The sequence below is a fragment of the [Actinomadura] parvosata subsp. kistnae genome, from assembly GCF_900323885.1.
GTDB lineage: Bacteria > Actinomycetota > Actinomycetes > Streptosporangiales > Streptosporangiaceae > Nonomuraea > Nonomuraea composti.
This window is the reverse complement of the sequence record NZ_OOHJ01000025.1, coordinates 1-25823: the sequence shown is the minus strand read 5'-3', so window position 1 is coordinate 25823 and position 25823 is coordinate 1. Positions and strand designations below refer to the sequence as shown.

Annotated in this window: 23 protein-coding genes and 1 pseudogene; 19 read left to right on the top strand and 5 right to left on the bottom strand. The window is 73.4% G+C overall.

The window, feature by feature from the left end; translation table 11 throughout:
• The first annotated feature begins 87 nt into the window (after nt 1-87).
• The 7 genes from KIS93_RS54540 to KIS93_RS54510 are packed head-to-tail and all read left to right on the top strand — an operon-like array spanning nt 88 to nt 7556.
• A complete protein-coding gene (locus tag KIS93_RS54540) occupies nt 88-972 on the top strand; it encodes an NfeD family protein (protein ID WP_080039055.1) in 885 nt (294 codons plus the stop codon).
• Entirely contained in the window at nt 969-1721 is a 753-nt protein-coding gene (locus tag KIS93_RS54535; protein WP_080039054.1) for a vWA domain-containing protein, read from the top strand. Before KIS93_RS54540 ends, KIS93_RS54535 begins: the two co-directional genes overlap by 4 nt.
• Nucleotides 1714-2517, top strand: a complete 804-nt coding sequence (locus KIS93_RS54530) for a PP2C family serine/threonine-protein phosphatase (RefSeq protein ID WP_080039053.1) — start codon at nt 1714-1716, stop codon at nt 2515-2517. The genes KIS93_RS54535 and KIS93_RS54530 overlap by 8 nt, the downstream gene beginning before the upstream one ends.
• Nucleotides 2514-3698, top strand: a complete 1185-nt coding sequence (locus KIS93_RS54525) for a protein kinase domain-containing protein (protein ID WP_080039052.1) — start codon at nt 2514-2516, stop codon at nt 3696-3698. The genes KIS93_RS54530 and KIS93_RS54525 overlap by 4 nt, the downstream gene beginning before the upstream one ends.
• Before the next feature lie 32 nt (nt 3699-3730).
• Entirely contained in the window at nt 3731-4369 is a 639-nt protein-coding gene (locus KIS93_RS54520) for a 4Fe-4S single cluster domain-containing protein (RefSeq protein ID WP_222108021.1), read from the top strand.
• On the top strand, nt 4366-5589 hold the full coding sequence (locus KIS93_RS54515) for a hypothetical protein (RefSeq protein WP_080039050.1): 1224 nt from the start codon (nt 4366-4368) through the stop codon (nt 5587-5589). Before KIS93_RS54520 ends, KIS93_RS54515 begins: the two co-directional genes overlap by 4 nt.
• Nucleotides 5586-7556, top strand: a complete 1971-nt coding sequence (locus tag KIS93_RS54510; protein WP_080039049.1) for an AAA family ATPase — start codon at nt 5586-5588, stop codon at nt 7554-7556. Before KIS93_RS54515 ends, KIS93_RS54510 begins: the two co-directional genes overlap by 4 nt.
• Before the next feature lie 152 nt (nt 7557-7708).
• Here KIS93_RS54510 and KIS93_RS54505 read toward each other — a convergent pair whose 3' ends face one another.
• Nucleotides 7709-9223: a hypothetical protein gene (locus KIS93_RS54505; protein ID WP_080039048.1), complete on the bottom strand. Its 1515-nt coding sequence runs from the start codon at nt 9221-9223 to the stop codon at nt 7709-7711.
• A 108-nt stretch (nt 9224-9331) separates the two neighbouring features.
• Nucleotides 9332-10396 (bottom strand): phosphotransferase family protein, encoded by a 1065-nt coding sequence (locus tag KIS93_RS54500; RefSeq protein WP_222108020.1) that lies wholly within the window; start codon nt 10394-10396, stop codon nt 9332-9334.
• A gap of 140 nt (nt 10397-10536) precedes the next feature.
• On the opposite strand from KIS93_RS54500, the gene KIS93_RS54495 reads away from it, so the two are divergent.
• Nucleotides 10537-11895: a lanthionine synthetase LanC family protein gene (locus tag KIS93_RS54495; RefSeq protein ID WP_080039046.1), complete on the top strand. Its 1359-nt coding sequence runs from the start codon at nt 10537-10539 to the stop codon at nt 11893-11895.
• Nucleotides 11896-11913: 18 nt separating this feature from the next.
• On the opposite strand, the gene KIS93_RS66715 is transcribed toward KIS93_RS54495, so the two are convergent.
• Nucleotides 11914-13041, bottom strand: a complete 1128-nt coding sequence (locus tag KIS93_RS66715) for an Ig domain-containing protein (protein WP_246005514.1) — start codon at nt 13039-13041, stop codon at nt 11914-11916.
• Nucleotides 13008-13841 carry a hypothetical protein gene (locus KIS93_RS64005; RefSeq protein WP_222108019.1) on the bottom strand — a complete coding sequence of 278 codons (834 nt, stop codon included), beginning with the start codon at nt 13839-13841 and terminating at the stop codon, nt 13008-13010. The genes KIS93_RS66715 and KIS93_RS64005 overlap by 34 nt, the downstream gene beginning before the upstream one ends.
• A gap of 315 nt (nt 13842-14156) precedes the next feature.
• Between KIS93_RS64005 and KIS93_RS54485 the strand changes: the two genes are divergently transcribed.
• The 6 genes from KIS93_RS54485 to KIS93_RS54465 are packed head-to-tail and all read left to right on the top strand — an operon-like array spanning nt 14157 to nt 19997.
• Nucleotides 14157-16028, top strand: a complete 1872-nt coding sequence (locus tag KIS93_RS54485; protein WP_080039044.1) for a glycoside hydrolase family 127 protein — start codon at nt 14157-14159, stop codon at nt 16026-16028.
• Between the two features lie 40 nt (nt 16029-16068).
• Nucleotides 16069-16965, top strand: a complete 897-nt coding sequence (locus KIS93_RS54480; RefSeq protein WP_222108018.1) for an extracellular solute-binding protein — start codon at nt 16069-16071, stop codon at nt 16963-16965.
• Nucleotides 16887-17438, top strand: coding sequence for a type 2 periplasmic-binding domain-containing protein (locus KIS93_RS64000; protein ID WP_222108017.1), 552 nt, complete (start codon nt 16887-16889; stop codon nt 17436-17438). Before KIS93_RS54480 ends, KIS93_RS64000 begins: the two co-directional genes overlap by 79 nt.
• Before the next feature lies 1 nt (nt 17439).
• Complete coding sequence (locus KIS93_RS54475) at nt 17440-18363, top strand: carbohydrate ABC transporter permease (RefSeq protein WP_080039043.1); 924 nt, start codon at nt 17440-17442, stop codon at nt 18361-18363.
• Nucleotides 18360-19256, top strand: coding sequence for a carbohydrate ABC transporter permease (locus tag KIS93_RS54470; RefSeq protein ID WP_080039042.1), 897 nt, complete (start codon nt 18360-18362; stop codon nt 19254-19256). The genes KIS93_RS54475 and KIS93_RS54470 overlap by 4 nt, the downstream gene beginning before the upstream one ends.
• Nucleotides 19257-19271: 15 nt before the next feature.
• Entirely contained in the window at nt 19272-19997 is a 726-nt protein-coding gene (locus tag KIS93_RS54465; RefSeq protein ID WP_080039041.1) for a class I SAM-dependent DNA methyltransferase, read from the top strand.
• 14 nt (nt 19998-20011) lie between these two features.
• On the opposite strand, the gene KIS93_RS54460 is transcribed toward KIS93_RS54465, so the two are convergent.
• Entirely contained in the window at nt 20012-20599 is a 588-nt protein-coding gene (locus tag KIS93_RS54460; RefSeq protein WP_080039040.1) for a TetR/AcrR family transcriptional regulator, read from the bottom strand.
• A 103-nt stretch (nt 20600-20702) separates the two neighbouring features.
• Between KIS93_RS54460 and KIS93_RS54455 the strand changes: the two genes are divergently transcribed.
• The 5 genes and pseudogenes from KIS93_RS54455 (at nt 20703) to KIS93_RS54435 (ending at nt 25601) form a co-directional block, all read left to right on the top strand.
• Nucleotides 20703-21656: a ketopantoate reductase family protein gene (locus KIS93_RS54455; RefSeq protein WP_222108016.1), complete on the top strand. Its 954-nt coding sequence runs from the start codon at nt 20703-20705 to the stop codon at nt 21654-21656.
• Nucleotides 21657-21806: 150 nt separating this feature from the next.
• Nucleotides 21807-22700 carry an SRPBCC family protein gene (locus KIS93_RS54450; RefSeq protein WP_080039038.1) on the top strand — a complete coding sequence of 298 codons (894 nt, stop codon included), beginning with the start codon at nt 21807-21809 and terminating at the stop codon, nt 22698-22700.
• A complete protein-coding gene (locus KIS93_RS54445; protein WP_080039037.1) occupies nt 22697-23866 on the top strand; it encodes a zinc-dependent alcohol dehydrogenase in 1170 nt (389 codons plus the stop codon). Before KIS93_RS54450 ends, KIS93_RS54445 begins: the two co-directional genes overlap by 4 nt.
• 222 nt (nt 23867-24088) lie before the next feature.
• A pseudogene (locus KIS93_RS54440) lies at nt 24089-24559 on the top strand (ATP-binding protein); the annotation flags it as partial.
• On the top strand, nt 24441-25601 hold the full coding sequence (locus KIS93_RS54435) for an AAA family ATPase (protein ID WP_335673942.1): 1161 nt from the start codon (nt 24441-24443) through the stop codon (nt 25599-25601). The pseudogene KIS93_RS54440 and the gene KIS93_RS54435, both read left to right, overlap by 119 nt.
• The last annotated feature ends 222 nt before the right edge of the window (nt 25602-25823 follow it).

Sequence of the window (25823 nt, the reverse complement as noted above, 5' to 3'; positions counted from 1 at the left end):
TTCCCTAGGTCGTACCCCGATGCGGGCCTGCCGCACGCGCGGCTAGCTTGGGCGCGGCCAACCCCCTGACCCCCGGACGTCCCCGCCATGACGCAACGTCTGCTCATCCTCGCCGGCCTGCTCCTCGCACTCGCGTTCCTGCCGCTGCTGGCGGGCGGCCTGCTCACGCCGGACACCGCCCGCGCGCACGTCTTCGACCTGAGGCACGCCACCGAGACGACCCCCGCCGAGCTGGGCAAGAGGATGAACGCCCGGAACCTGGGCGACCGCGACCTGATCGTCGTCGTCGACACGAGCCCGGACTGCCACGCCCAGCTGGGCCGGCTCTGCGACGAGGTCGACACGCGCAGGGAGGTCATCCGGGTCGACCCGCAGCAGGCGGACCGGCTGCTGCGGACCCTCTTCGCCTACCCGGATCTGGACAAGGAGCCGGACGCCGTGCGTACCGTCGAGATGGAGCGGGACTTCCGCAGTGGGGTGGCGTTCACCGTCGCCCTGCTGCTGCTCCCGGTGGCGCTGATCTACGCGGTCCGGCTCGCCCTGCGCAGGCGCGAGGCGGCCACCGACCACCCGGGCGCCCAGTACGCGGCGGCTGCCGTGCGGCGCTTGCGCGCCCAATCCCCGGAGCTCCCGAACCCCGGCTACAAGCATCCCGCAGAAACCCCGCCCGCCCAGGTGCTGGACGAGTGCCGCACGCTGGAGCGGCCCGCCCCCGGAACGCTCCAGGCGGTCGCGGCCCGGCAGGCGGACGGCGGCACCGCGACCGTGCGCACCCGGTTCGGCCCCGACGGCGGCTACGTCGAGCTGGACGACGCGATCGTGTGGGCCCGGCTGGCGGGCGCCGCGAGCGACGGCGTCCACCGGGGCCAGACCGTCCGCGTCGTCGGGCTCGACACCGACGGCGAGGCGTTGCGCGTGCTGCCCGGCTCCCCGACCCGCGAACGACCCGCGAACGAAAGGTGTGACCCATGAGCGGCCCCGTGGACGCCCTGCCCCCGGCACAACCGGCCAAGAGCCGCATCCTCATCACGCTCGTCGTCGACACCTCCAGCTCCATGAGCCATCTCGGCCGCATCGACGAGCTGAACGCGGCCCTGCACGGCTGGCGCCGCCAGATCTCCGCCTACACGCACGTGATGCGCATGGGGGAGATCGCGCTGGTCACGTTCGGCAACGGGCACGTGCGGGTGATCGATCCGCGTGGCAAGGAGAGCGGCGCGGTGGGGCAGCCGTTCGTGCCGATGACCGACTTCGACCCGCCCCGGCTGGAGGCCGGCGGCGTGACGCCGATGGTGGAGGGCATCCAGCAGGCGCTGGACATCCTGGGCACCCGCAAGCAGCAGCTGCGCTCGTCCGGCATCCCGCTGGCGAACCGGCCGCTGATGTACCTGATCACCGACGGGGCGCCCACCGACGACCAGGGGCGGCTCACCGACCGGTGGCGGGACCTCGCGCCGGTGCTGCGCAAGCAGGAGGAGGGCCGGCACCTGCTGTTCTTCGCCCTCGGGGTGCGCGAGGCCGACCACGAGGTGCTGCGCGGCCTGGCTCCCGAGTCGGCCTACAACCTGGGCGAGATGGAGTTCTCCAAGGTGTTGCAGCTCGTGTCGGCCAGCACGGAGAAGGTGGCCGCGGGCACGGCGCGCAACCAGGGCGCCAGCGAGATCTACCAGCAGGTGGACCAGCACATGCAGATGCGCGAGTGGCTGGGCCACCATGGGTGAGCCGGCCTGGCGGTTCCTGACGGCGAGCGTCACGGGCCCCAGCCACGTCCTGGAGGGGCGGCCCAACCAGGACGCGGCGCTGTCGGCCGGCATCGACGGGCGCGCGCACTTCCTGGCGGTGGCCGACGGCGCCGGGTCGCGGCCCCGGTCGCGGGAGGGCGCGCAGCAGCTCGTCAAGTCGGCGTACGCGGCGGCCAGGGCGCAGCTCGGCCAGGGGCATCCGGCGACGCCGCACGAGTGGAAGCGGCTGATGCGGGTGCTGGCGGGGGACTGCCTGCGCCGCTTCGACGACTGGCTGGCCCGGCGGGTCAGGGAGCTGCCGGCGCGCGGGCGGGGCGACCCGGTGGTGCTGCGCTCGCAGTTCGCCGCCACGCTGCTGGCCGCCGTGATCGCGCCCCCGTTCGTGAGCTACCTGAACATCGGGGACGGGTTCCTGATCGTCGAGCGGGCCGGGGGCGGCGCGCAGCTCGTCCTGCCGCCGCCGACGAACCGCTCCGACGCGGGCGAGACGGTGTTCGCCACCTCGCTGCGGCGCGCGGAGGCGCTGGAGGTGGGCGTGGTCCTGGACGGGCGGGTCAACGGGGTGGCGCTGTGCACCGACGGGCTCACCGAGGCGCTGCTGGCCGGCGACGGCAGCGCCGGCTACGACGCCCCCGACACGCTGGGCGCCTACTTCAGCTACTTCGCCGACCCGGCCGTGCCGCCGGAGCAGCTCGCCAAGCAGCTCGGCTCGGAGGACTTCGCGGGCACGTCCGGCGACGACAAGACGATGGCACTGGCGGTCAGGTTGAGGTGAACGGATATCGCATTCCCGGCAGGCGCGCCGTCGAGATCGTCAAGGACGAGCTGCTCGGCGACGGGATGGAAGGGGAGGTCTATCCCATCGCCGACAACAGCGCCGTCTGCGCCAAGATCTACACCTCCCCGCACGACGACGTGATCGACCGGGTCGCGGCGCTCGTCGGGCTCCCGCCCGCGCGATGGGACGGCGACCACCCGGCCCACTTCCACGTGGCCTGGCCGCAGGCGCCGCTGGTGGACGAGCGGGGCCGGCCGTGCGGGTTCGTCATGCCGCGCATCGCCGGCCTGCCCCTGGAGATGCTGGGCGACGCGCGCGGCCGGCACCAGGCGCTGCTGGAGCCGACCTGGCGGGAGCTGCTGGTCATCGCGGCGCGGGTGGCGCACCTGTTCGACATGCTGCACGACGTGGGCGTCGTCGTCGGCGACGTCAGCCTGAAGAACGTCATGGTCACGCCGACGGGGCACGTCACGCTCGTCGACTGCGACACGGTGCAGTTCACTGCGCCCGGCGGGCGGCTGTTCCGCACGCCGAAGTTCACCCCCGAGTACGCTCCGCCGGAGGCCGACCAGCTCGTGCACCGGCCTTCCACCCCCGCCCAGGACAGCTTCGGCCTGGCGATCATGATCTGCTGGCTGCTCATGGAGGGCCAGAACCCGTTCGCCGGCGTGCTCACCGACGCCTCCCTGCCCGACGACGTGCAGCAGAACGTCATCTCCCAGAACAACCGGCTGCTGTGGCCGGACCGGTTCGTGCCCATGGAGGGCGAGCTGCCCGTCGAGGTGCTGCCGCCCGAGATCCTGGCCCTGGCCCGGCGGTGCTTCGCCGAGGGCCACCACGACCCCGCCGCCCGCCCACGCCCCGGCGAGTGGGTGGCCGCGCTCAACCGGGCCCAGTACCGGCTCATGGGCTGCCGGGAGAACCCCATGCACTTCTACAGCGCGAGCCTGCCGTCGTGCGTGTGGTGCGCCAGGATCGCCGGCGGGCTCCTGGACGAGTATCCGCCCAGGACGCCGCTGGTGCCGCCGGGCCCGGCGGCCCCGGTGCCGCAGCAGCCGGCGGGCGTGCCGGCGCAGGCCCTGCCCGAGCAGGCGGGCATCGGCGCCGCCCGGGTCGTCGCGATCGCCCTGCTGCTGGTGCTCGCCGTGGCGATCATCCTGGCGGTGATGAGCGGATGAGCGCGTCCGTCCCTTCCGGCGGTGATGAGCCTGTGAGCGCGTCCGTCGTCATGGTCGCCGACACCCATCCGGCCTGCGAGGTGCTGGGGCCGGGCGTGCGGTACTGCGTGTGGGTGCAGGGCTGCCCGCTGCGCTGCGGGGGCTGCGTCAGCCCGGAGTGGATCCCGTTCGAGGGCGGGACGGCCGTGCCTGTCGCCGATCTCGCCGACGAGATCGTCCGCACCGCCGCCGACGGGCTCACCCTGTCGGGCGGGGAGCCGTTCGCGCAGGCGCAAGCCTTGGCCGAGCTGGTCACCCGCGTCCGCGCCCGCCGCGACCTGTCGGTGATGAGCTACAGCGGCCACACCCTGGAGTGGCTGCGCCGCCACGGCGACGAGCACCAGCGGCGCCTGCTGTCCCTGCTCGACCTGCTCGTGGACGGCCCGTACGTCGCCGGGCGGCACGCCGCGCTGCGCTGGCGCGGGTCGGCCAACCAGCGCCTGCACCGGCTCACCGACCGGCACCGCGACCTGCCCGGCCCGGACGAGAGCGCCGGCCTGCGCATCGAGATCACGCCGGACCGGCGCGTCCACTGGCTCGGCGTGCCGCCCGTCCCCGGCTTCGGCCCCGCTTTCTCCCGGGCCTTCTCCCGGGTCTTCTCCGAGCGGCCGGCGGAAGGGCGGCGGGAATGAGCAAGTCGCCGAAGTTCGCCTGGGGCCGCGCGGGCGACGAGGCCAGGCGGCAGCGCGAGGCCGAGCAGGAGGAACGCCGCCGGCACCGGCAGGAGGAGGCCGGGCGGCGGCGGATGGCCGCGCTGGAGACGGTCCGGCACGCCGAGCAGCGCCGCCTCGCCGACCTGCGCCACCGCTACGCCGCACTCCCGCTCCGCCCCGACACCTCCCGGTCCCAGGACGCGCTCGACGCCCTGAACGCCGAGCTGGCCGCGGCCACCACCGGCAGGCACGTGGACCGGCTCGCCGAAGAGCTCGACGAGCTGGCGCGCCGCTACCTCGACACCGCCGCGCACCTGGCCACCGGCCGCCCGCGGGCCCACGAGGTGGTGGCGGCCCTGCGCGCGCTGGCCGCCGAGCCCGACCTGCGCGACCGCCTGCGCTTCGACGAGCCCGGCGCCCAGCTCGTCTCGGCGCTGCTGGCCGAGCTGAGCGCCGGCGACGACGCGTACGTACGCGCCCACGCGCACGAGGCCGCCACCGCCATCCGCGCCCACGTCGAGAAGGTGACCCTGGCCAGGGCCCGGCACGAGCGCGACCGGGCGGCGGCCGTGCTCGCCGCCGCCGACGTCACCGCCCGCCTCGCCGCCCTGGAGGCGGAGGCCGAGCTGGCCCAGGTGCCGCTCAAGGACGCCCCGCTCGCCCACGTGGCGCTCGAGATGATCAGCCGCGAGTCGCTGGCCGGGCGGTACGGCGACGTGCGGGTGCTGTGCGGGCAGGTCGACGCCAAGCTCGACGACATGGAACGCGAGCTGGACGCCGACATCGACCGCTTCACCGAGCGCCGCCAGATGCTGGCCGCCGTGGTGGACATCCTGCCCGAGCTGGGCCTCGTGATGGACGCCGGCTCGCTCGACGAGTCGCCCGACGGCACGCTCACCCTCCAGGTCCACCGGCTGACCGGCAGCGACGTCACCGTCGTCCTGGAGGACGACGAGGAGGGCGAGCACCGCATCCTCTACCTGTCCGACGACATGCGGCGGGCCCAGGAGCAGGGCGGCCAGGCCCGACAGAGCGCCGCCTGCGCCGCGCTGCTGGAGGTGGCCGAGCTGGCCGGCGACTCCATGCGGCAGGAGGGCTTCACCATCGGCGAGGTCGACTGGGAGGGCAGCGCCGAGACGCGCCGGCCGGTCACCCAATGGGCGCAGGCCGACCGCAAACGAGGCAGGAACGCGCCATGACAGCACACCCGAGCGAGCACCCGAGCGGTCACCCGGCCGAAGATTCTCTAGGGCAGGCCGACCAGGAGGCGGCCTTCAGCGCCGCGCCCTGGCTGGCGCGCGCCTACATGGAGATCCACCGCCGCCGGCACCTCATCCTCTACGGCAACGTCGAGGACCGCATCCTGTGGGACAACGACCACGTCCCGTTCCGCCACGCCGTCCGCGCGCTGCTGGTCACCGCCGGATTCCTGGCCGTCGGCGAGTACGACCTGGTCGACGGCCTCACCTTCCCCGACCCCCGCAGCGAGCAGCTCCTGCGCAGGCACCTCGGCGGCCGGGCCGACCCCGCCGCCCAGGACGTGCCCGACCCGCCCAGGGGCAGCCGCGCGGGCGGCTCGGTGGACCGGCTGCGCCGCCGCGTGCAGAACGCCCAGGACGTCCGGGTCCGCGCCCCCGCCGAGATGCTGGCCGTCGCCCTGCCCATGCTGACCCAGCACGAGGCCGCCACCGCGCTCGTCATGCACGCCGCCGACCTCGTCATCGGCACCGGCCTGCCCGCGGGCGACGAGTACCGCTCGCATCTGGCGCACCTTCGCCGGCTGTTCGCCGAGGCCGCCATGGCCACGGCCGTCACGGGCGAGGAGCTGCACAACACCGTGATCCTGGTCTGCCACGACATCGTGACGCTGCCGGAGGCGCTGTGCCACCGCAACCCGCACGTCGCCGCCGTCCAGGTCGGCCTGCCCGACTCGGCCGAACGGGTGAACTACCTCGTCAAGACGCTGCCGCGCTTCCACGGCGGCGACACGCTGGCCCCGGAGGTGCTGCACGGCGTCGCCGCCACGATCGGCAACCTCACCGAAGGCATGTCGATCACCGAGATCGACGCGCTGCGCGCCACCTCGCTGACCGCCCGGCTGCCCGTCTCCTCGGCGAAGGAGCTCATCGTCCGGCACCGGTTCGGCCTGCGCGAGGACCCGTGGGAGCGGCTCGACCAGGACAAGGTGGCCGGCGCGGAGAAGATACTCGGGGCGCGCGTCATCGGCCAGCCCGCCGCCGTCCGGGCCGTCGCCGACGTCCTGTGCAACGCCCGCGTCGGCATCGGCTTCACCGACGAGGACTCGCCCGCCACCCGGCCCACCGGCGTGTTCTTCTTCGTCGGGCCCACCGGGGTCGGCAAGACGGAGCTGGCCAAGGCGCTGGCCTCGCTCGTGTTCGACGACGAGGCCGCGCTGCGGCGCTTCGACATGAGCGAGTTCAGCCAGGAGCACGCCAGCGAGCGGCTGACCGGCGCGCCGCCCGGCTACGTGGGGCACGAGCAGGGCGGCGTGCTGACGAACTGGGTGCGGGAGCGGCCGTTCAGCGTGATCCTGTTCGACGAGATCGAGAAGGCCAACCCGAAGATCTTCGACAAGTTCCTGCAGATCATCGACGACGGGCGGCTGACCGACGGGCAGGGGCGCACGGCGTACTTCTCCCACTCGATCGTGATCTTCACCTCGAACGTGGGCGCCGGCGACCTGCGGCCCGGCATCGTGGGGCCCGCCCCGGCGGCGCAGCCCTCGTACCAGCAGGTCGAGGCGCACTTCCGGGAGGCTGTGGAGACCTACCTGACGCGCGAGCTGCGCCGGCCCGAGCTGCTCGGGCGGCTCGGCAACGGCGTCGTCGTCTTCGACATCCTGCGGCCCGAGATGATCGGGGAGATCGTCGACAAGTTCCTCGACCAGCTCGCCGACTCGGCGCGGCGCAAGGGGTTCGACGTGGTGTTCCAGCGCGGGCTGATCAAGCGCGAGGTGGTGGCCGCCGTCATGAAGGACGGGGCGGTGCTCGGCGCCCGGCAGATCCGCAGCCCGCTGCTGGAGAGGTGGGTGCGCACGCCGCTCACGCGGTGGATCATCGACAACGCGCCCGAGCCCGGCACCCGGCTGTGGGTGCACGGCGACGCCTCCGCCCCGCCCTTCACCGTCCACCCGGTCGTGGAGTGACGACCGGGAAGGACGATCACCGTCGCAGGCGGCGCGCGGCCTGAGGGCGGTCGCCGGGTCCTGCGGTGGACGGGAGGGCGGTCGCCGGGTGTTACGGCGGGCGGGAGGGCGGTCGTCGGGTTTTGCGGCGGGTAGGAGGGCGGTCGCCGGGATCAGGCGCCGAGGCCGGTTTTGATGACGGCCTCCACCGCCGTCTGGCCGAGCAGCCGCGCCGTCTCCAGCGCCCACTCGCCCGCCGCCGCCAGGTGCCGGCGCACCCGCGACTCGTCCTCCACCTGGGCCGCCTCCTCCGCCCGCGCGACCTCCGCCACGACCGCCTGCTGGGCGGGCGTCCTGGCCAGGTCGGCCAGCGCCTCGCGCAGGTCGGCCAGCTCGGCGCGGACGGCGGCCAGGTCGAGCGAGCCGGTCGAGGGCTGGGCGATGTTGACGGTCTCCGCCGACGCCCTGGCGTGGCTGCCGATCCCGGTCACCCCGGTCACGGGGCCGTTGACGTTGATGGTCTCGTGGTGGTCTCCGCCGGCCATCGCCGTGCCTCCTTGGGTCCAGATGTGGGTCTGCCTGAGCCGGCCCAGCTCCTCCTCGAGCCGGGCGATCTGCTTCTGGTGGCGTTCCTCGCTGTCGCGCCGGCGCCGGGTGCCCTGCAGCATCATGTCGAGGGTGTCGAGCTGCGGGCGCAGGGACGCCGCGCCGACGTCCTCGTTGAGCAGGCTGTCGTACACCGACTCGCGCCACGTGCGGTGCGCCTCGGCGATCAGCTCGTCGCACAGCCGCCAGTCCCGGTCCTCGACGGCCTTCTCGGCCCGGCACCACATGAGCAGCCCGAGCACGTACTTGTGCTCCATGCCGCGCAGGTTGCGCACCACCTTCGGCACGCCGGGGGCCCGCGCGGCGGCGGCCAGCCGCTCGTAGTACTTGACCGCCTCCTCGCCGGTGCGGATGGCCAGGGCGTACTCGCCGGCCTTGGTCTCCCGCAGGAACTCCGTGTGCCGTTGCAGCGCGCGGGCACGGTCGGCCAGGTCGTGCAGCTCCCGCACGTCGCCGTGGGCGGCCGCCCGCTCGGGGTCGTCCAGCAGCCGGGCGAAGCCGATGTGCGCCCGCGCGAACCGCTCGGTCGCGTCGGTGGTGTCGCCCGACTGGAGCTTGGCGACGCCCTTGCTGAGCTGCAGGTGCGCGCCGGCCAGCGCGTGCCGGAACGCGCCCGCCTCCGCCAGCGGGCCCGGCCCCCGGGTGCGCAGCCGCTCGAAGTTGGCGCGGGCGCCGGACAGGAGCCGCTCGGCGTCGCGTACGTGGCCCTTCAGCGTGTGCTCCTGGGCCCGGAACATCGCCTTCATGCCCTCGATGAGCAGGATGACCCCGTCGGCCTCGTCCCGCCACCCGCCGAGCTCGGCCCTGGCGCGCCGGTCGTCCTCGTGCAGCGGCAGCGCGTCGTCGATCTTCCTGCGCAGCGTCTGGTTGAACGCCAGCACCTGGTCCAGCAGCCGGCAGGCGCCCTCGATGTCGTAGAAGCTGCTCAGCCGCTCGGCGACCCGCATGAGGTGGTTCTCCAGGCGGCCTTCCGCGCGGACGTACCGGTCGAAGTCCGCCAGGTCCTTGAGGTCGGCGAGCTCGTAGCGCATGACGATCCGGCCGAGCTCGCTGATGTCGGCCGCGTCGGATTCTGCGCTCACGGCCGCAGGATAGGTACGGCGGGGGCCCGCTCTCGTCCGGGACGGACCAGGGGATGTCCCTAGTCCCCGCCGTTCCGGTCCTGGGTGGCGGAGTCAGGGGCGGGGCGGTCAGGGGCGGCGGGGTGTGTACGGGGCCAGGGCGGTCACGTCGAGGTCGGCGTCCGGCCAGCGCAGGCGCAGGGCGTCGGCGAGGTGGCGGCACCATCCGGCCAGCCGGGGCAGCGCCCGGCAGGCGTCGGCGGTGCGCGCCGCCGCCTCCAGGGTGGCCACGAGCTGGGCCCGGCTGGTGTCGCCGGCGGGGCGGGTGTCGAGCGCGGGCAGCCGCCGCAGCCGGGTCAGCGCCCAGGCCACGCACGCGGCCGTCAGCCCGAGGCCGTACCGCCGCTCGTCCTCGGCCTGCGGCACCCCGGCGGCCAGCGCCCGCCGGTAGACGTCCCCGAGCTCGCCGAGCGCGTCCGCCGTGACCCACATCCACGCCGGCCCCGGCACGTGCAGGGGGACCGCGTCGTGCAGGGCGTGCCGGAACGCGGCGAACTCGAAGTCGATCAAGCGCGCGTCGACCGGCCCGCGTTCGTGCACGAGGACGTTGTTGGCCTCCGGGTCGCCGTTGCTGAGCACGAGGAACGGCCCGGGATCGGCCAGCTCGTCCAGCGCGGTCGCCAGCTCCCGCTCGGCCCCGCCCCGGAGCGGCACCCCGAGCCGTCCGGCCTCGGGCACGCCTGACGTGCGGATCGGCGCGGCGTGCCCGAGCAGGTCGGCGGCGGCGTCAACGGGGCCGAGCGCGCGGCGCCGCCGCTCGTACCGGCTCGCGTGCCCCGCCGTGACCGCGCCCAGCTCGCCCCGGATCCGGGCGAACGCGGTCAGCCGCGCCAGGTGCGCGGCGGCGCCGTCGCGGCGCAGCAGCCCGTCGAGCGCGGTGCGCGGCGCGAGGTCCTCCAGCACCACCTGTCCCGCGGCCAGGTCCTCGGCCAGCACCCGGGGCGCCAGCCGCACCCCCAGGTCGTCCGCGAGGAAGCGGAGCGCGGCCACCTCCGTGCGCAGCCGCCACTCCTCGCTGTACCGGCGGTCGGGGTGCGGCCCCGCCCACTTGACGATCACGCTCTCGCCCCGGTCGGTGCGGGCGCGGGCCACCCGCCAGGGCTCCAGCCGGGTCCACTCCACCATGGTGATCACCGGCACAGCGTACGGAATCGTGCCGCGCCTGCCACGCCCCCTGGGGCTCGCGATGCCGTCATACTGGAACGGCGGAAATTCAGCGGATTTGATGTGGCAAATTCAGAGTATTCCTACCAAACGTATGGGAAAATGGCGGCATGAGCCTGGACGAGATGCGCGCGTCGAGCGCGCGTGCCGACTCCCCGCTGACCGCCGCCATCCTGGCCGGCCGGTGGATCCGATCGGCGGCGATCGACGACGAGCACGGACGCCGATGGCAGGCCAACCCCGACGCGCGCGGCACGTCGGCGGTCACCGCCGAGCCCTGGTCCCTCTACTCGGGCGCGGCCGGCGTCGTGCTGTTCTTCCTGGAGCTGGCCGCCGCCACCGGGCACGAGGCGTACCTGGAGGATGCCAGGGCGGGCGCCCGCCGCCTGGCCGCCACCTGGCGCGAGCAGGACGACCTGTCGCTCTACCACGGGCTGACCGGCGTGATGATCGCCCTCATGGAGGCCGGCTGGACACTCGGCGAGGCCGGGTTCGAGGCCGAGGCCGCCGCCATCGCCGACCTGATCGTCGCGCGCGGCCGGGCCGGCGGCGACGGCGTGACGTGGTCGCGCGACCCGGCCCAGCGCGGTGAGGGCGGCATCATCCTCGGGCTGCTGCGCGCCGCCGCCCACCTCGGCGCGCCGGCCTACGAGGAGGCGGCCATCGAGGCGGGGCTGCGCATCGCCCGCCTGCCCGTGCCAGGTCACCGCTTCGGCGACTGCGCCGACCTGCCCGTGGACGCCGTCACCCCCGGCTTCCTCGCCGGCACGGCCGGCACCGCGTTCCTGCTGGCCCGCCTGTACGGCGTGAGCGGCGACAAGCAGTTCCTGAACGCCGCCCGCAGCGGCGCCGCCTTCGTCCGCGAGATCAGCGTCGTCACCGGCGCGTGCGCGGTCGTCCCGCACCACGTGCCGCACGCGCGCGGCCTGCACTACCTCGGCTTCTGCTCCGGCTCCGCGGGCGTGGCCCGGATGTTCTACGAGCTGCACCGGGTGGCGGGCGACCCCGGCGACCTGGAGTGGGTGGAGCGGCTGGCGCACGGCATCGTCCGCAGCGGCGTGCCGCGCCACCGCACCGCCGGCTACTGGAACGTCGCCTGCCAGTGCTGCGGCGCGGCCGGCCTGGTCGAGCTGTTCGTCGGCCTGTGGGCGGCGACCGGCGACCGCTCCCACCTCGACTACGCCCGCACGCTGGCCACCGACCTCATCGGCCGCGCCACCGACCCCGACAGCCGCGGCTACCGCTGGTACCAGGCGTACCGGCGGCTGCGGCCCGGCGAGGTGACGGCCGACACCGGCTACATGGTGGGCGCGGCCGGCATCGGCGCCGCCCTGCTCCACCTCGACGCCGCCACCCAGGCCAAGCAGCCGCGCCGGGTCATCCTGCTGCCCGACAACCCGTTCCCCGCCATCCCCCTGCCGTCCTCGGCGGTCGGCGGAGGAACGGGCGGCGACGCCGGCGCGAGCTGACGCCGCCTTCCCGGGGCGTCAGGCGTACGCCTTCACCTCCAGCAGGCCGACCGATCCGGCCCCGCTCTGCAGCGAGACCCTGAGCCTGGTGGTGCTCACCGCGCCGAACGTCACGCGGTTGTAGGCGTTCAGCGCTGTCGGGTACGTGCCGGGCACGTCCGCGTACGCGCTGCCGTTCCAGTACTGCAGCTTCCACGACGCCGGCACCCGCACCCCGCCGTCGTCGTCGAAGAAGTACACCTCGGCCGAGCGCAGCGTCTGCGCCGACGGCCAGGTCAGCTCGGCCCACTGGGTGCCGGTCTGCGGCCAGGTGCCCCAGCGGCGGTTGACGGTGTCGTTGGAGGCGGGCGGGTCGATGCCGTCGTTGAGTGCCGCGACGCTCTCCCAGGGGGAGGTGTAGGAGGCCGACGGGGTGGCGGAGGTGGCCAGGTTCGTGATGGGGGTGCCGCCGCCGACGGTGAGGGTGAAGGTCCTGGTCACGGGGGTGCTGAGCCGGTCGTAGTCCCTGAGTTGGACGGTGAAGGTGGACGTGCCGGCCGTCGTGGGGGTGCCGGTGATGGCGCCGGTGAAGCGGTCGAGGGTGAGCCCGGCGGGCAGCGAGCCGCCGGTGACCTGCCAGTCGTAGAACGGCACGCCGCCCCTGGCGGCCAGCGTCTGCCGGTAGGCGGTGCCGGGCGTGGCCTGCGGCAGCGAGGTGGTGGTGATGGACGGCTTGAGGAACGGGGTGAGCTCGCGGTTCAGCTTCCACCCGGCGTTCTCGGCGATGAGCAGGGACAGCTTGGTGAGCATCCACCGGCGGGTGGGGAACAGGTGGGTCCAGCCGCCGCTCTGGCCGCTGATGCGGTCCCAGTTCGGCTGGTCGCCGGGGATGTGGTAGCTGCTGTCGAGCGGGACGGCGCGGCCCTGGTACTCGACCACGTCGGGGTCGGTGCCGCCGCCGGAGACGTAGGAGCGCATGCCGGCCCAGTCGCTGTGGAAGGCGACGGCGTGGCCGTACTCGTGCATGACGAGGCCGTGCACGTCGAGCACCGAGCCGGCGATGTCGGTCTTGTACCAGTCCTCGTCGGCGAGTGAGGTGAACAGCTGCTTGTTCGCCTCGTCGTACTCGAGGATCATCGCGGTCGAGCGGTGCAGCGGGCCGGGCACCTGCTGGCCGCCGCGGGTGCTGTAGCGGCCGTTGTTCGCGGGTAGCCCGTCGAGTACGGGGTCTGGATACCGCGGAAGAAGACGTACATGCCGGTGTAGGCGGTCTGGTTCGTCACGTTGATCGTGTTCTGCCAGTCGTTGCCCGGCAGGTGATTCGGCTCGGCGCCGGCCGCGACGGTGTCGAACGGCTGCAGGTCGAAGAAGCGGAACCAGTCCTTGACGGCCTCCTCGGCGGCGGTGCGCACGCCGGGGTCGGAGAAGTAGCCGGTGATCGTGTCGTAGCGGTAGTCGAAGGTGATCGGGATGGTGGGCTGCAGCGCGGTCTTCTCGTCCTGCTGCACGTAGATGGGCAGGCTGTGCTGGTACGTCGCGCCGCCCGCGTCCCTGATGGAGAGCCGCAGCGTGTGCTGCTCATCGGCGCCGGGGCCGCGCTTGGAGTGGATGGCCAGGCGGAAGTTCTTCTGCTCGGAGGCATTGGCGAACGTCAGGGTCTTGGTGGCGCCGGTCGCGGTGAGCTGACTGGGCAGGTCCATCATCAGCCGGGACGTGCCCTCGGCCTTCAGGTCGACGGTGAGCGGGAAGCGCATGTCGGCCGGCGGCTTGACGGTGAGCTCGATGTACGGGTTGGCGAGGTAGCCCTGCCAGTCCACGAGCTTGACGCCGTAGGAGTTGACGGTCCTGCCGAACATGTCGATGAGCTGGGCGGGCCCGGCGGCGTACGCGGGGGCGGACGGGCCCGTGAGCAGGGAGGTGAGTAAGGACGTGAGGAGGAGGGCGGCCAGGACGGCCAGTCGGCGCATGGCGGAAACCTTTCGCTAGGGGGTGCGCGGGGCCCGCCCGGAGGCGGGAGGGCGAAAGAGCTAAAAGGTTTTCGGAAGCAAAACGCAGCCGTCGGCTTCTGTCAAGGGCGTGCTGCGCGGCTTGCAGCAATGCAACGTTCCGATAACGAAGAAAAGGTTTTCGGCCTGCGGAGGTGCGAGCCGGCGTGTCGTGGGGGAGCAAGGGAGGGCAACCGTTTGCCGGGGCGTTCGCGCACCTGCCGGTCCCTTGACGAGTGCTGTATCACATCTTACATTGCGGGCGAGGAAAACCTATTCCCGATCCCAGGGAGCACGATGTCTGACCTCACGGGCCGCGTCCGCGGCCCGCTGGCGCCCTCCACCGCCGTCCAGCGGCCACTGAGCATCGACGACGTCGAGATCCACGGAGGCCCCCTCGGGCGGTGGCAGCGGATCAACCGGGAGGCGAGCATCCCGCTCGGCCTCGAGCAGATGGAGAAGTCGGGCGCGGTGCCCAACCTGCGGCTGGCGGCGGGGGAGGGCGAGGGGTCCTTCCAGGGCTACCGGTTCCAGGACTCCGACCTGTACAAGCAGCTCGAGGCGGTCGCCTGGGAGCACTGCCGGCACCCGGAGCCCGACGGCGCCCACCGGGCGTTCGTGGCGGAGTCGGCCGCGTTGCTGGCCCGCGCGCAACGCCCCGACGGATACCTGAACGCGCACTACCAGGTCGTCAAGCCGGACCGCATCTTCGCCGAGCTGGAGTACAGCCACGAGATGTACTGCGCCGGCCACCTCTTCCAGGCGGCCGTGGCCGCGGCCCGCGCCGGCCTGGGGGATGACCTGCTCGCTGTCGCCCGCCGCTTCGCCGACCTGCTCGTCCGGCGGTTCCTGGTGGACGGCGACGACGGCATCGACGGCCACGCGGAGGTGGAGACGGCCCTGGTCGAGCTGTACCGGCTCACCGGCGAACGCCCCTACCTCGACCTGGCCCGCAAGCTGATCGACAACCGGGGCAAGGGCCTGATCAAGAGCACCGGCATGGGCCCCCTGTACGCCCAGGACCACCTGCCCGTCCGCGAGGCCGACACCGCCGTCGGGCACGCCGTGCGCCAGCTCTACCTGGAGGCGGGCGTCGTGGACGTCGCCGTCGAGACCGGCGACGCGGACCTGCTCGCCTCCTCCGTCCGCCGCTGGGAGGACCTGGTCGCCACCAAGACCTCCATCACCGGCGGCCACGGCTCGCGCCACGACGGCGAGGCGTTCGGCGAGCGGTACGAGCTGCCGCCCGACCGCGCCTACAACGAGAGCTGCGCGGCCATCGCCAGCATCCACTGGAACTGGCGGCTGCTGCTGGCCACCGGGCACGGCCGCTACGCCGACCTCATCGAGCGCACCCTCTACAACGCCTTCGCCGCCTCCACCAGCGCCGACGGCACCCGCTTCTTCTACGTCAACCCGCTGCAGCGCCGCGCCGACCTGTTCGAGGACGCCTACCTGGGCCGGCGGCGCGAATGGTTCGCCTGCGCCTGCTGCCCGCCGAACATCATGCGCCTGGTCTCCTCGCTCGGCCACTACGTCGCCACCACCGACGACGAGGGCGTCTCGGTGCACCAGTACGTGCCGGGCGTGATCCGCGCGGGCGGCGTCGTCCTCGACGTCGAGACCGGCTACCCGTGGGACGGCCGGGTGCGCTTCACCGTCCGCTCCGCGCCGGGCGGCCCGTGGACGCTCAAGCTGCGCATCCCCGCCTGGAGCACCGCCACCACGCATGATCCCGGCCCCGACGGCTATGCCGCGATCCGCCGTGAGTGGCGGGCGGGGGACACGTTCACTCTCGGCCTCGACCTGACCCCGCGCATCGTCCGCCCGCACCGCAGGATCGACGCGCTGCGCGGCTGCGCGGCGATCGAGCGCGGCCCGCTCGTCTACTGCTTCGAGCAGGTCGACCAGGACGCCGGCCTCGACGACCTGGCCCTCATGCCCGGCGCCGCGCTCCGCACGGTCGAGCGCGACCTGCCGGGTATCGGCACCACCGTGCTCATCGAGGCCGACGCCGTCCGCTTGCCGCCCGCGCCGGCGCACGGGCTGCCGTACACGACCGGCGCGGACCCGGCCCCGGTCGCCCCCGCCACCCTCACCGCCGTCCCCTACTACCAGTGGGACAACCGCGACGGCGGCGTCATGCGGGTCTGGATCCCGCTCGCCTGACGAAGCACGCCTGAGTCCTTCGAGTAAGGAACAACCCCCCATGAAGAGAAGAGACCTGTTCAGGATGGGCGGCCTGGCCGCGCTGGGCGCGGCCGGGGCGGCCTGCGGCTCGGGCGGCGGGACGGGCGCCGCCGGCACCACCGCGCTGCAGTTCATGTACTGGGGCTCGACGTTCGAGAAGGCCGCGGTCGAGAAGATGCTCAGGGCCTTCGAGCAGAAGAACCCCGACATCAAGGTGAAACCCGTCTTCACCCCCGACGAGTACGAGGTCAAGCTCAACAGCCTCGTGGCCGGCGGCCGCACCCCCGACCTCGGCTACGTGCCGATGTCGATGTCGTTCCGCCTGGCCGAGCAGGGCAACCTCGTCAACCTCTTCCCCTACCTCCAGAAGTACCCGCAGCTCGCCGGCTACCTGCCGGACGCCTACCTCTGGTACGGCAAGGACAAGCTGCACGGCGTCTCCACCGCCAACGAGATCGAGCTGCTGTGGTACAGCAGGTCCGCCATCGCCGCCGCCGGCATCTCGCCGCCCCCGGCGGTGGCCGCCTCGGCCTGGTCGTGGGACCAGCTCGTCGAGAACGCGTACAAGCTGACCGTGGACCAGAACGGCAGGCACCCTGACGAGCCGGGCTTCGACCCCGGGCAGGTCCGCCAGTTCGGCGTCTCGATCAGCATCACCTACGCCGCCGCCTGGTACGGCTTCCTGCGCAGCAACGGCGCCGACTTCGCCGACGAGACCGGCAGGACGTGCCTGCTGGACACCCCCGAGGCCGTCCAGGTGTTCCAGAACCTCCAGGACCTCATCTACAAGCACCGCGTCGCCCCCGGCCCGGCCAGCTCGCCGCCACCGGCGACGAGGTGCCGGGCACCAACATCCTGCTCAAGACCAAGCGGGTGGCGATGGTGGTGGACGGCCACTGGGCGCTGCTCGACATGAACGAGAGCAAGGTCGACTACGGCATCGGCGTGCTGCCGAAGTACGGCGAGCCGTTCACCACCTCCCAGGTCGCCGGCGCCTCCTCGGTGTTCGCCGGGACCAGGCACGTGGAGGAGGCGGTGGAGCTGTTCGCCTTCCACATCGACCCCCGCTACGTCGACCTCTACAAGCAGGGGTTGTGGATGCCGCAGGAGAAGAAGTACTACGAGGACCAGGCCGCGATCGACTCCTGGACGAAGAACGACGCCCACCCGCCCGAGTTCCGCACCGCGGTCGTCGACTACGGCCGCGACCACGGCGTCCCCGACCTGCGCAACCGCGTCAAGAACCTGTCCGCCATCTCCAGCGACGTGCTCACCCCCGCGTTGCAGGAGCTGGAGTCCGGCAAGCGGCCCGCCGCCGAGATCCTCAAGGCGGTCACCCCCAAGATCACCGGCATGCTGCAGGGGTGGCAGCACACGCAGGAGCCGTGACATGCCCGCCCGCAAGACCGGGCTGCCGGGCCGACTGTCCGGGCAGCGCCGCATGGAGCGGCGCTGGGGCCTGCTCATGGCGCTCCCGGCCGTCCTCGGCTTCGTGATCTTCACGGCGGGGCCCATGGTGGCCTCGTTCGTGTTCAGCCTGACGGACTGGCAGGTAGGCGGCACGCCCGCGTACATCGGGCTCGGCAACTACGCGGAGCTGGCCCGCGACGAGCTGTTCTGGACGTCGCTGAGCGCCACCACCTACTACACGCTCGGCGCGGTGCCGCTGGTGCTGATCGTGTCGTTCGCGGTGGCCATGCTGCTCAACCAGAAGGTGCGCGGCCTGGCGGTCTGGCGCACCATCTTCTACCTGCCGACGCTCGTGCCGGCCATCGCGAACGTGGTGCTCTGGATCTGGATCTTCAACCCCGACTTCGGGCTGCTCAACTCGCTGCTGCGCCAGGCCGGGCTCCCCGCCGGGCAGTGGATCTACGACGAGTCGACGGCCATCCCCTCGCTGATCGTGATGAGCACCTGGGGTTTCGGCAACACCATGGTGATCTTCCTGGCCGGGCTGCAAGGGGTGCCGCGGCACCTGTACGAGGCGGTCTCCATCGACGGCGGCGGCCCGTGGCGGCGCTTCTGGCACGTGACGCTGCCGATGATGACGCCGACCATCTTCTACAACCTGGTGGTGGGCGTGGTCGGCACGTTCCAGGTGTTCAACCAGGCGTACGTGATGACCGAGGGCGGGCCGAACAACGCCACGCTGTTCTACGTCTACTACCTGTTCCGGATGGCGTTCAGGGAGAGCGAGATGGGTTACGCCAGCGCGCTCGCCTGGGTCATGTTCATGATCATCGTAGTGGTCACGTTCCTGCTGTTCAGGAACGCCCGCCGCTGGGTCTACTACGAGATGGCAGGTGCGCGATGACCGTGACCGAGGCGCCGCCGCGCACGGGACGGGTGGCCCCCGCGGCCGGCTCGCGCAGACCCCGCCGCTACGGCAAGGCCCTGGTCTACCTGGCGCTGGCCGCCGGGGCGGTGCCGACGCTGCTGCCATTCGTGTGGCTGGTGCGCAGCGCGCTCATGCGGGACGCGCAGATGTTCGTCGCGCCGCCCGAATGGATCCCCTCGCCCTTCCAGTGGTCGAACTTCACCGAGGCGCTCACCGCCCAGCCGTTCTGGCTGTACTTCGTCAACACCGTCGTCATCGCGGTGATCAGCGTGCTGGGCACCGTCCTGACCTGCTCGATCGCCGCCTTCAGCTTCTCCCGCCTGCGCTGGCGCGGCCGCGACCTCACCTTCGCGGTGCTGCTCAGCGCCGTCATGCTGCCGTACGCGGTGACGCTCATCCCCACCTTCGTCATGTGGCAGGAGCTGGGCGCGCTCGACACGTTCCTCCCGCTCACCGTGCCGAGCTGGTTCGCCGGCGCGGGCGGCGGGGTGTTCAACGTGTTCCTGCTGCGGCAGTTCTTCCTGACGATCCCGTTCGAGCTGGACGAGGCCGCCTACATCGACGGCGCCTCACCGTGGCGGGTGTTCTGGACGATCGTCATGCCGCTGTCGAAGCCCGCCGTCGTGGTCGTCACCATCTTCACCTTCATCGGCACCTGGAACGACTTCCTCGGCCCGCTGCTCTACCTCAGCGACGAGGAGAAGTACACCCTCTCCCTCGGCCTGGCCTCCTTCCAGAGCGTCTACCTCACCCAGTGGGGCTACCTGATGGCCGCCTCCGCCGCCGTCATCGCCCCGATCATCGCCCTGTTCTTCTTCCTGCAGCGCTACTTCATCGAGGGGGTCACGCTCACCGGCATCAAGAACTGACCGTACGCTGGGCTGGTGTTCTCGCCCCAAGGCCCGTCGCTGCGGGAGCTGGCCGTGCAGGCGCTGTCGTCGGTCGAGCGCGGCTACGACCTGCTCGCCCCGAAGTTCGACCACACGCCCTTCCGCACGCCGGCCGCCGTGCTCGACGCGACCGCAGAAGCGCTGCGCCCGCTCGGCCCGTTCGGCCGCGGCCTCGACGTGTGCTGCGGCACCGGCGCCAGCCTGCGTGTCCTCGGCCCGCTGTGCCGCGAGCAGGTCACCGGGGTCGACTTCAGCGCGGGCATGCTGGAGCAGGCGCGCCGGGCGCACCCGCACGCCGAGTGGGTACGCGCCGACGCCCGCGCCCTGCCAAGCACCGGGCCGTTCACCGAGTCCTTCGACCTCGCGGTCACCTTCGGCGCGCTCGGCCACTTCCTGCCCGCCGAACGCCCCGCCCTGTTCGCCGGCGTGTACCGCGCCCTGCGGCCCGGCGGCCTGCTCGCCTTCCCGCTCGGCACGCCGCCGCCCGTCGGGTCGGCCTGGTACTGGGCGCTGTCCGGCTTCGACCTGGCCATGCGAGTACGCAACGCCGTGTGGCGCCCGCCGTTCGTCATGTACTACGGCACCAGCCGGCTGGGCGCGCTGCGCGAGGAGCTGACCGCGGCCGGCTTCACCATGACCACGGTGCCGCTGACGGCACTGGGCCGCCGCGCGGACGGCCTTGCGCGCGGCCGCCTCGTCCTGGCCCGTCGCCCGGGGTAGCTGGCCGGAAGGTCCTACGGTCTGAGGCCGGTGGGGTGCGGGCGGCGCAGGCCGTCCAGCACGAGGGTGATGACGCCGTCGGCCTCGGCTCGCCAGCCGGGGCGGTCGTGCGCCGCGCCGATGCCGTGCAGTGCCATCATGACGGCGCCGGCGCCCACGTCGTCGCGGACGGCGCCGTCGGCCACGGCGGCGTCGATCAGCTCGGTGACGGCCTGCTCCAGCGCCCGGCCGCCCTCGGCGAGCGCCCCTGAGCGGGTGGTCATGAGCGTCGCCAGCGTCCGGGCGAGGCCCCGGTGGGCGTGCACGTGGTCGACGAAGCCGCGCAGGAAGGCCGCCAGGGCCTGCTCGGCGGGCAGCGTGGCGCGCAGCCGGCGGGCGCGCTCGCACAGCGCGGCGACCTCCTCGTGGTAGACCGCCTCGGCCAGAGCCTCCCTGGTGGGGAAGTGGCGGTAGAGCGTGCCCACGCCCACGCCTGCGAGGCGGGCGAAGTCGTCGAAGCGCAGGTCGAAGAAGTCTCCGGCGTCGAAGAGCTCGCGGGCCTTGGCGAGCAGGGCGTCGCGGTTGCGCCGGGCGTCGGCGCGCAGCGGCTTGTCGGCGGTCACAGGCACCTCATATTGACAAGTGGAGACAATCTCCATATTTTCGCATAAGTGGAGATGATCTCCACTTGAATCGTACCCCACGAGGTGCACCATCAAGATCCTCATGTTCGGCCGGGGCGTCATCGCCGGCATCTACGGCTGGGCCCTGCACCAGGCGGGCCACGACGTCGAGTTCTACGTCCGGCCCGGCCGCGCCGCCGCGTACGGCGACGCGATCGACCTCGACCTGCTCGACCTGCGGCGACGGCTGCGCGGGCACCGCGTCGCCCGCTCGTGGCCGGTGCGCTACCGCGAGACGCTGCCGCCCGGCCACGACTTCGACCTCATCGTGCTGAGCGTGCCGCACCACCGCCTCCCGGAAGCGGTGGCCTTCCTCACGCCACGCCTCGGCGACGCCACCGTGCTGGTCTTCGGCAGCCTCTGGTCCGAGCCTCTGGCCGCGATCGGCGACCTCCCGCCCGCCCGGGTCGCGTGGGGCTCCCCCCAGGCCGGCGGCGGTTTCGGCGACGACGGTGTGCTGCGGGGGACCCTGCTGCCCTCGGTCGTCTTCGGCACCCTCGGCCGGCCCCCGTCCGGACGCGAGCGGGCCGCGCGCCAGGCGTTCCGCCAGGCCGGCTTCCGGGTCAAGGAGCGGCCCGACTTCCGCGGCTGGCTGTGGCTGCACTTCGTGGCGAACGCCGGCCTGCACGCGCAGGGCCTGCGGCGCGGCTCGCTGGCCGACCTGGTGGGCGCCACGGGCGACCTGCGCGAGGCGTTCCGGACCACCCGCGAGCTCCTCCCGCTCGTCGAGGCGCGCGGCGTCGACCTGAGCCGGCACCGCGGCAGTGTGCTGCCCTTCCGCGCGCCCACCTGCCTGACGGCGCCCGCCCTCGCCTGGCTGACCGCCCACGTCACGCCCGTACGCGCGAACTTCGCCGCCCACTCCGACCCCGAGGCCCAGGAACCGCGCGAGATCTGCCGGGACACCCTGGCCGAAGCCCGCCGGCTGGGCGTCGCGGCACCACGGCTGGAGGCGGCCGAACCGTACTTCGCCCGCGACGAGCCGGGCCCGGCCTGAACCGGGCGGGCCTTCCGCGCGGCCCCCGGGTACCGGGATCCGCTGGTGTCATCCGTCGTGTCACGGGCAAGGGACGCGGGACGCGGGACGCGGGGCGTCAGCGGATCGCAGGCCGCCCGCGGCGTACGCACACCTCACCGGTTAGGACGCATGATGACCGACAAACTCGCCCGCGCGCTCGGGTGGACCAGCCTCGCGCTGGGCATGGCGCAACTGGCGGCACCACGGGCCGTGACCCGCCTGTGCGGCGTCGACGACGCGCCCGGGGCCACGGCCGTCGCCCGGCTCGTCGGCGGGCGCGAGCTCCTGCACGCCGCGCTGCTGCTCGGCGCCAAGAACCCGGCCCCGTGGGCGTGGACCAGGGTCGCCGGCGACACCATGGACCTCGGCGTCCTGGGCCGGGCCGCCGCCCACCGCACCGGCGCCCGCCGCGCCCGCGCGCTGGCCGCGCTCGGCGCCGTCGCCGGGATCGCCGCGCTCGACGCCGCCTGCGCCCGGCGCGGCACCGCCAAGGCCAAGGGCCCGCTGCAGGTACGCGCCACCATCACCGTCAACAAGCCGCGCGAGGAGGTCTACCGCTTCTGGCGCGACCTGGAGAACCTGCCCTCCTTCATGGTCCACCTGGACTCGGTCCGCACCCTCGACCAGCGCCGCTCCCGCTGGAAGGCCAAGGGCCCGATCGCCGACCTGGAGTGGGAGGCCGAGATCATCGACGAGCAGGCGGGCGACCTCATCGCCTGGCGCTCCGTCCCCGGCACCGGCGTCCCCACCGCCGGCCTGGTCGGCTTCACCGACGGCCCCGGCGGGCGCGGCACCGTCGTGGACGTCTCCCTGGAGTACGGCGCGCCCGGCCGCAAGCTCGCCGCCGCCGTCGCCCGGATACTCGGCGAGCACCCCGAGCAGCAGGTCCGCGACGACCTGCGCCGCTTCAAGCAGGTCATGGAGACCGGCGAGGTGGTCCGCTCCGAGGGCAGCCCCGAAGGCCACCGCGCCCTGCGCCAGCTCCGCCAGCGTCCCGCACAACCGATCGGAGGACGGGCATGAAGGCCGTCGTGTGGGCGGGCCGCAACCGCCTCGAGGTCCAGGACGTCCCCGACCCGCGCATCCTCAACGCCCGCGACGCGATCGTGCGCGTCACCTCCACCGCGATCTGCGGCTCCGACCTGCACCTCGTGGACGGCTACATCCCCACCGTCAAGAAGGGCGACGTGCTCGGCCACGAGTTCATGGGCGAGGTCGTCGAGGTCGGCCCCGGCGTGCGCGACCTGCGCCCCGGCGACCGCGTCGTGGTGCCGTTCCCGATCGCCTGCGGCGCCTGCTTCGCGTGCGAGGACGGCCTGTACTCGCTGTGCGAGAACTCCAACCCCAACGCCGGGATGGCCGAGAAACTGATGGGCCACGCGCCCGCCGGCATCTTCGGCTACTCCCACATGCTCGGCGGCTTCCCCGGCGGGCAGGCCGAGTACGTGCGCGTCCCGTTCGCCGACGTCGGCCCCGTCAAGATCGACGACGACCTGACCGACGAGCAGGTGCTGTTCCTGTCCGACATCTTCCCCACCGGCTTCATGGGCGCCGAGATGTGCGACATCAAGCCGGGCCAGACCATCGCGATCTGGGGCGCCGGGCCGGTCGGGCAGCTCGCCGCGGCCAGCGCGTTCCTGCTCGGCGCCGACCGGGTCATCGTCATCGACCGCTACCCGTACCGGCTCGAGCGGGCCCGGCGCACCGGCGCCGAGATCCTCGACTACGAGGAGGTGAACGTGCTGGACGCGCTGCGCGACATGACCGGCGGGCGCGGCCCCGACGCCTGCGTCGACGCCGTCGGCATGGAGGCCCACCACCCGACCCCGGCCATGTACGCCTACGACCGCACCAAGCAGGCCGCCCGGCTGGAGACCGAACGCCCCTACGCGCTGCGCGAAGCCATCATGGCCTGCCGCAACGGCGGCGTGGTGTCCGTCATCGGCGTCTACGGCGGGTTCGTCGACAAGTTCCCGATGGGCACCGTCATGAACCGGTCCCTCACCATCCGCACCGGCCAGTGCCACGTGCAGCGCTACACCGAGCCGCTGCTGGAACGGATCCGCGCGGGCGAGATCGACCCCAGCTTCGTCATCTCGCACCGGATGCCGCTCAGCGCGGCGCCGCACGCGTTCGACCTGTTCAAGCACAAGCAGGACGAGTGCAACAAGGTCGTCCTCACTCCGTGACGCCGGCCTTCACGGCGGGAAGCCGACGCCACCCGGCCCTCCGCAGCGGCCCGCCGGCCCACACTCCGATGCCGACGCCACCGGGCGCCCGGCGCCCCGTCGTCGGGCGCCTGTTGGAGGGGCGGCGTTGCGCGGGGCCGGGTCCGGACGATTACCGATGGAGTGGGCCGGTGAAGGAGTGGAGGGGCGACGCGACAGGAGCAGGCTGGGTTCGTCGGGCGGGAGCGTGAGCTCGCGCTGCTCGCCGACCGGCTCCGGCAGGCCGCCGGCGGGGCCGGGCAGGTGGTGCTGGTGGCCGGGGAGCCGGGGGCGGGCAAGAGCCGGCTGGCCCGGGAGGCCGCGGGGGTGGCGGCGCGGCTCGGCATGCGGTGCTGCTGGGGGCGGGCCACCGACGAGGAGGGCAACCCGGCGTACTGGCCGTTCCGCCAGGTCCTGTCGGCCCTCGACCGGGCCGGCCCGCCGCCGGGCACTGCCGGCCCAGGCGCGGGCGCAGACCAGGGTACGGAACGGCGCGCGGGGGTCGGCGGCGGACCCGGCGCGGCGGTCGGCGGAGAGCAGGGCGCGGGGGTCGGCGGTGGACACGGCGCGGAGGTCGGTGGGGAGCAGGGCGCGGAGGTCGGTGGGGAGCAGGGCGCGGAGGTCGGTGGCGGGCAGGGGCGGGGGTGGTCGTCCCAGAGGCCGGTGGGCCGGTGATGGCGGGCGCGGATGGGCCGAGCAGCGGTTCCGGCTGTTCGAGGAGGTGCGCGAGCTGCTGGCGGTCGGCGGCGAGCCGGGGGGCCTGCTCGTCGTCCTGGATGATCTGCAGTGGGCGGACGAGGCGTCACTGCGGCTGCTGGTGCACCTGGCGCGGGGCATGGGCGGAGCGCGGCTGGCGGTGCTGGCGATCTACCGCGACACCGAGGCAGGGCAACCGCTGCGGCGGGCACTGGCGTCACTGGCGGGGGAGGCGTCGGTGACCAGGATGCGACTGGACGGGCTGGCCGAGGCGGAGGTGGGCGACCTGCTGGCGGGAGTCACCGGATGGCCGGCGCCCGGCTCGGTGATCAGCGCGGTGCGGCGGCGGACGCGGGGCAACCCGTTCTTCGTGACGGAACTGGCCCGGCTGCTCGGCGGGGAGCAGGGGGACGCGGCGGAGCTGCCGGAGGGCATCCGCGACGCCGTCCGGGGACGGCTCGGGCGGCTGTCGGCGTGGTGCGGCAGGGTGGTGTCGGCGGCGGCGGTACTGGGCTCCACCGTGGACCCGCCCGCCCTGGCAGCGGCGGCCGGATGGGAGCTGACCCGGGTGCTGGACGCACTCGACGAGGCGGTGGCGGCGGGAATCCTCACCGGCCCGGCTGCGATCGGGGCCTTCACCGCCCCAGGTCCGGCTGGGGCCTTCACCGGCCCGGGTGCGACCGGGGTCTTCGCCGGCCCGGGTCCGGCTGGGGCCTTCACCGGCCCGGGTGCGACCGGGGTCTTCGCCGGCCCGGGTCCGGCTGGGGCCTTCACCGGCCCGGGTGCGAGCGGGCCCTTCACCGGTCCAGGTCCGGCTGGGGTCTTCATCGGCCCGGCCGGCTCGGGTGCGTCCGGCGCTCCGGTAGGCCCGGCTGGCTCGGGGGCGTCCGGCGCTCCGGTCGGCTCGGCGAGTTCGGCAAGCTCGCGTGAGGCCGTCGAAGGTGCCGTCGGGCAGGTGGGGGCCGCCGGAGGGGCTGGCGTGAGGCCGGTGAGGGCTGCCGGAGGGCCGGCGGGCCGGTGAGGGTCGGCGGGGCGGTGAGGGTCGGCGGGGCGGCACAAGGCGCGGGGCTGTGGTTCGGGCATGATCTGATCCGGGAGACCGCGCGGCTGGAAGTGCCCACGGCCGAGCGGCTCACACTGCATCGGCGGATGGCGGAGCACCTCATCGCGCGGGTGGACGCGACGAGCCGGGCCAGTGAGGTGGCCTTCCACCTGCTGGAGTCGCTGCCGCCGGAGACGCGCC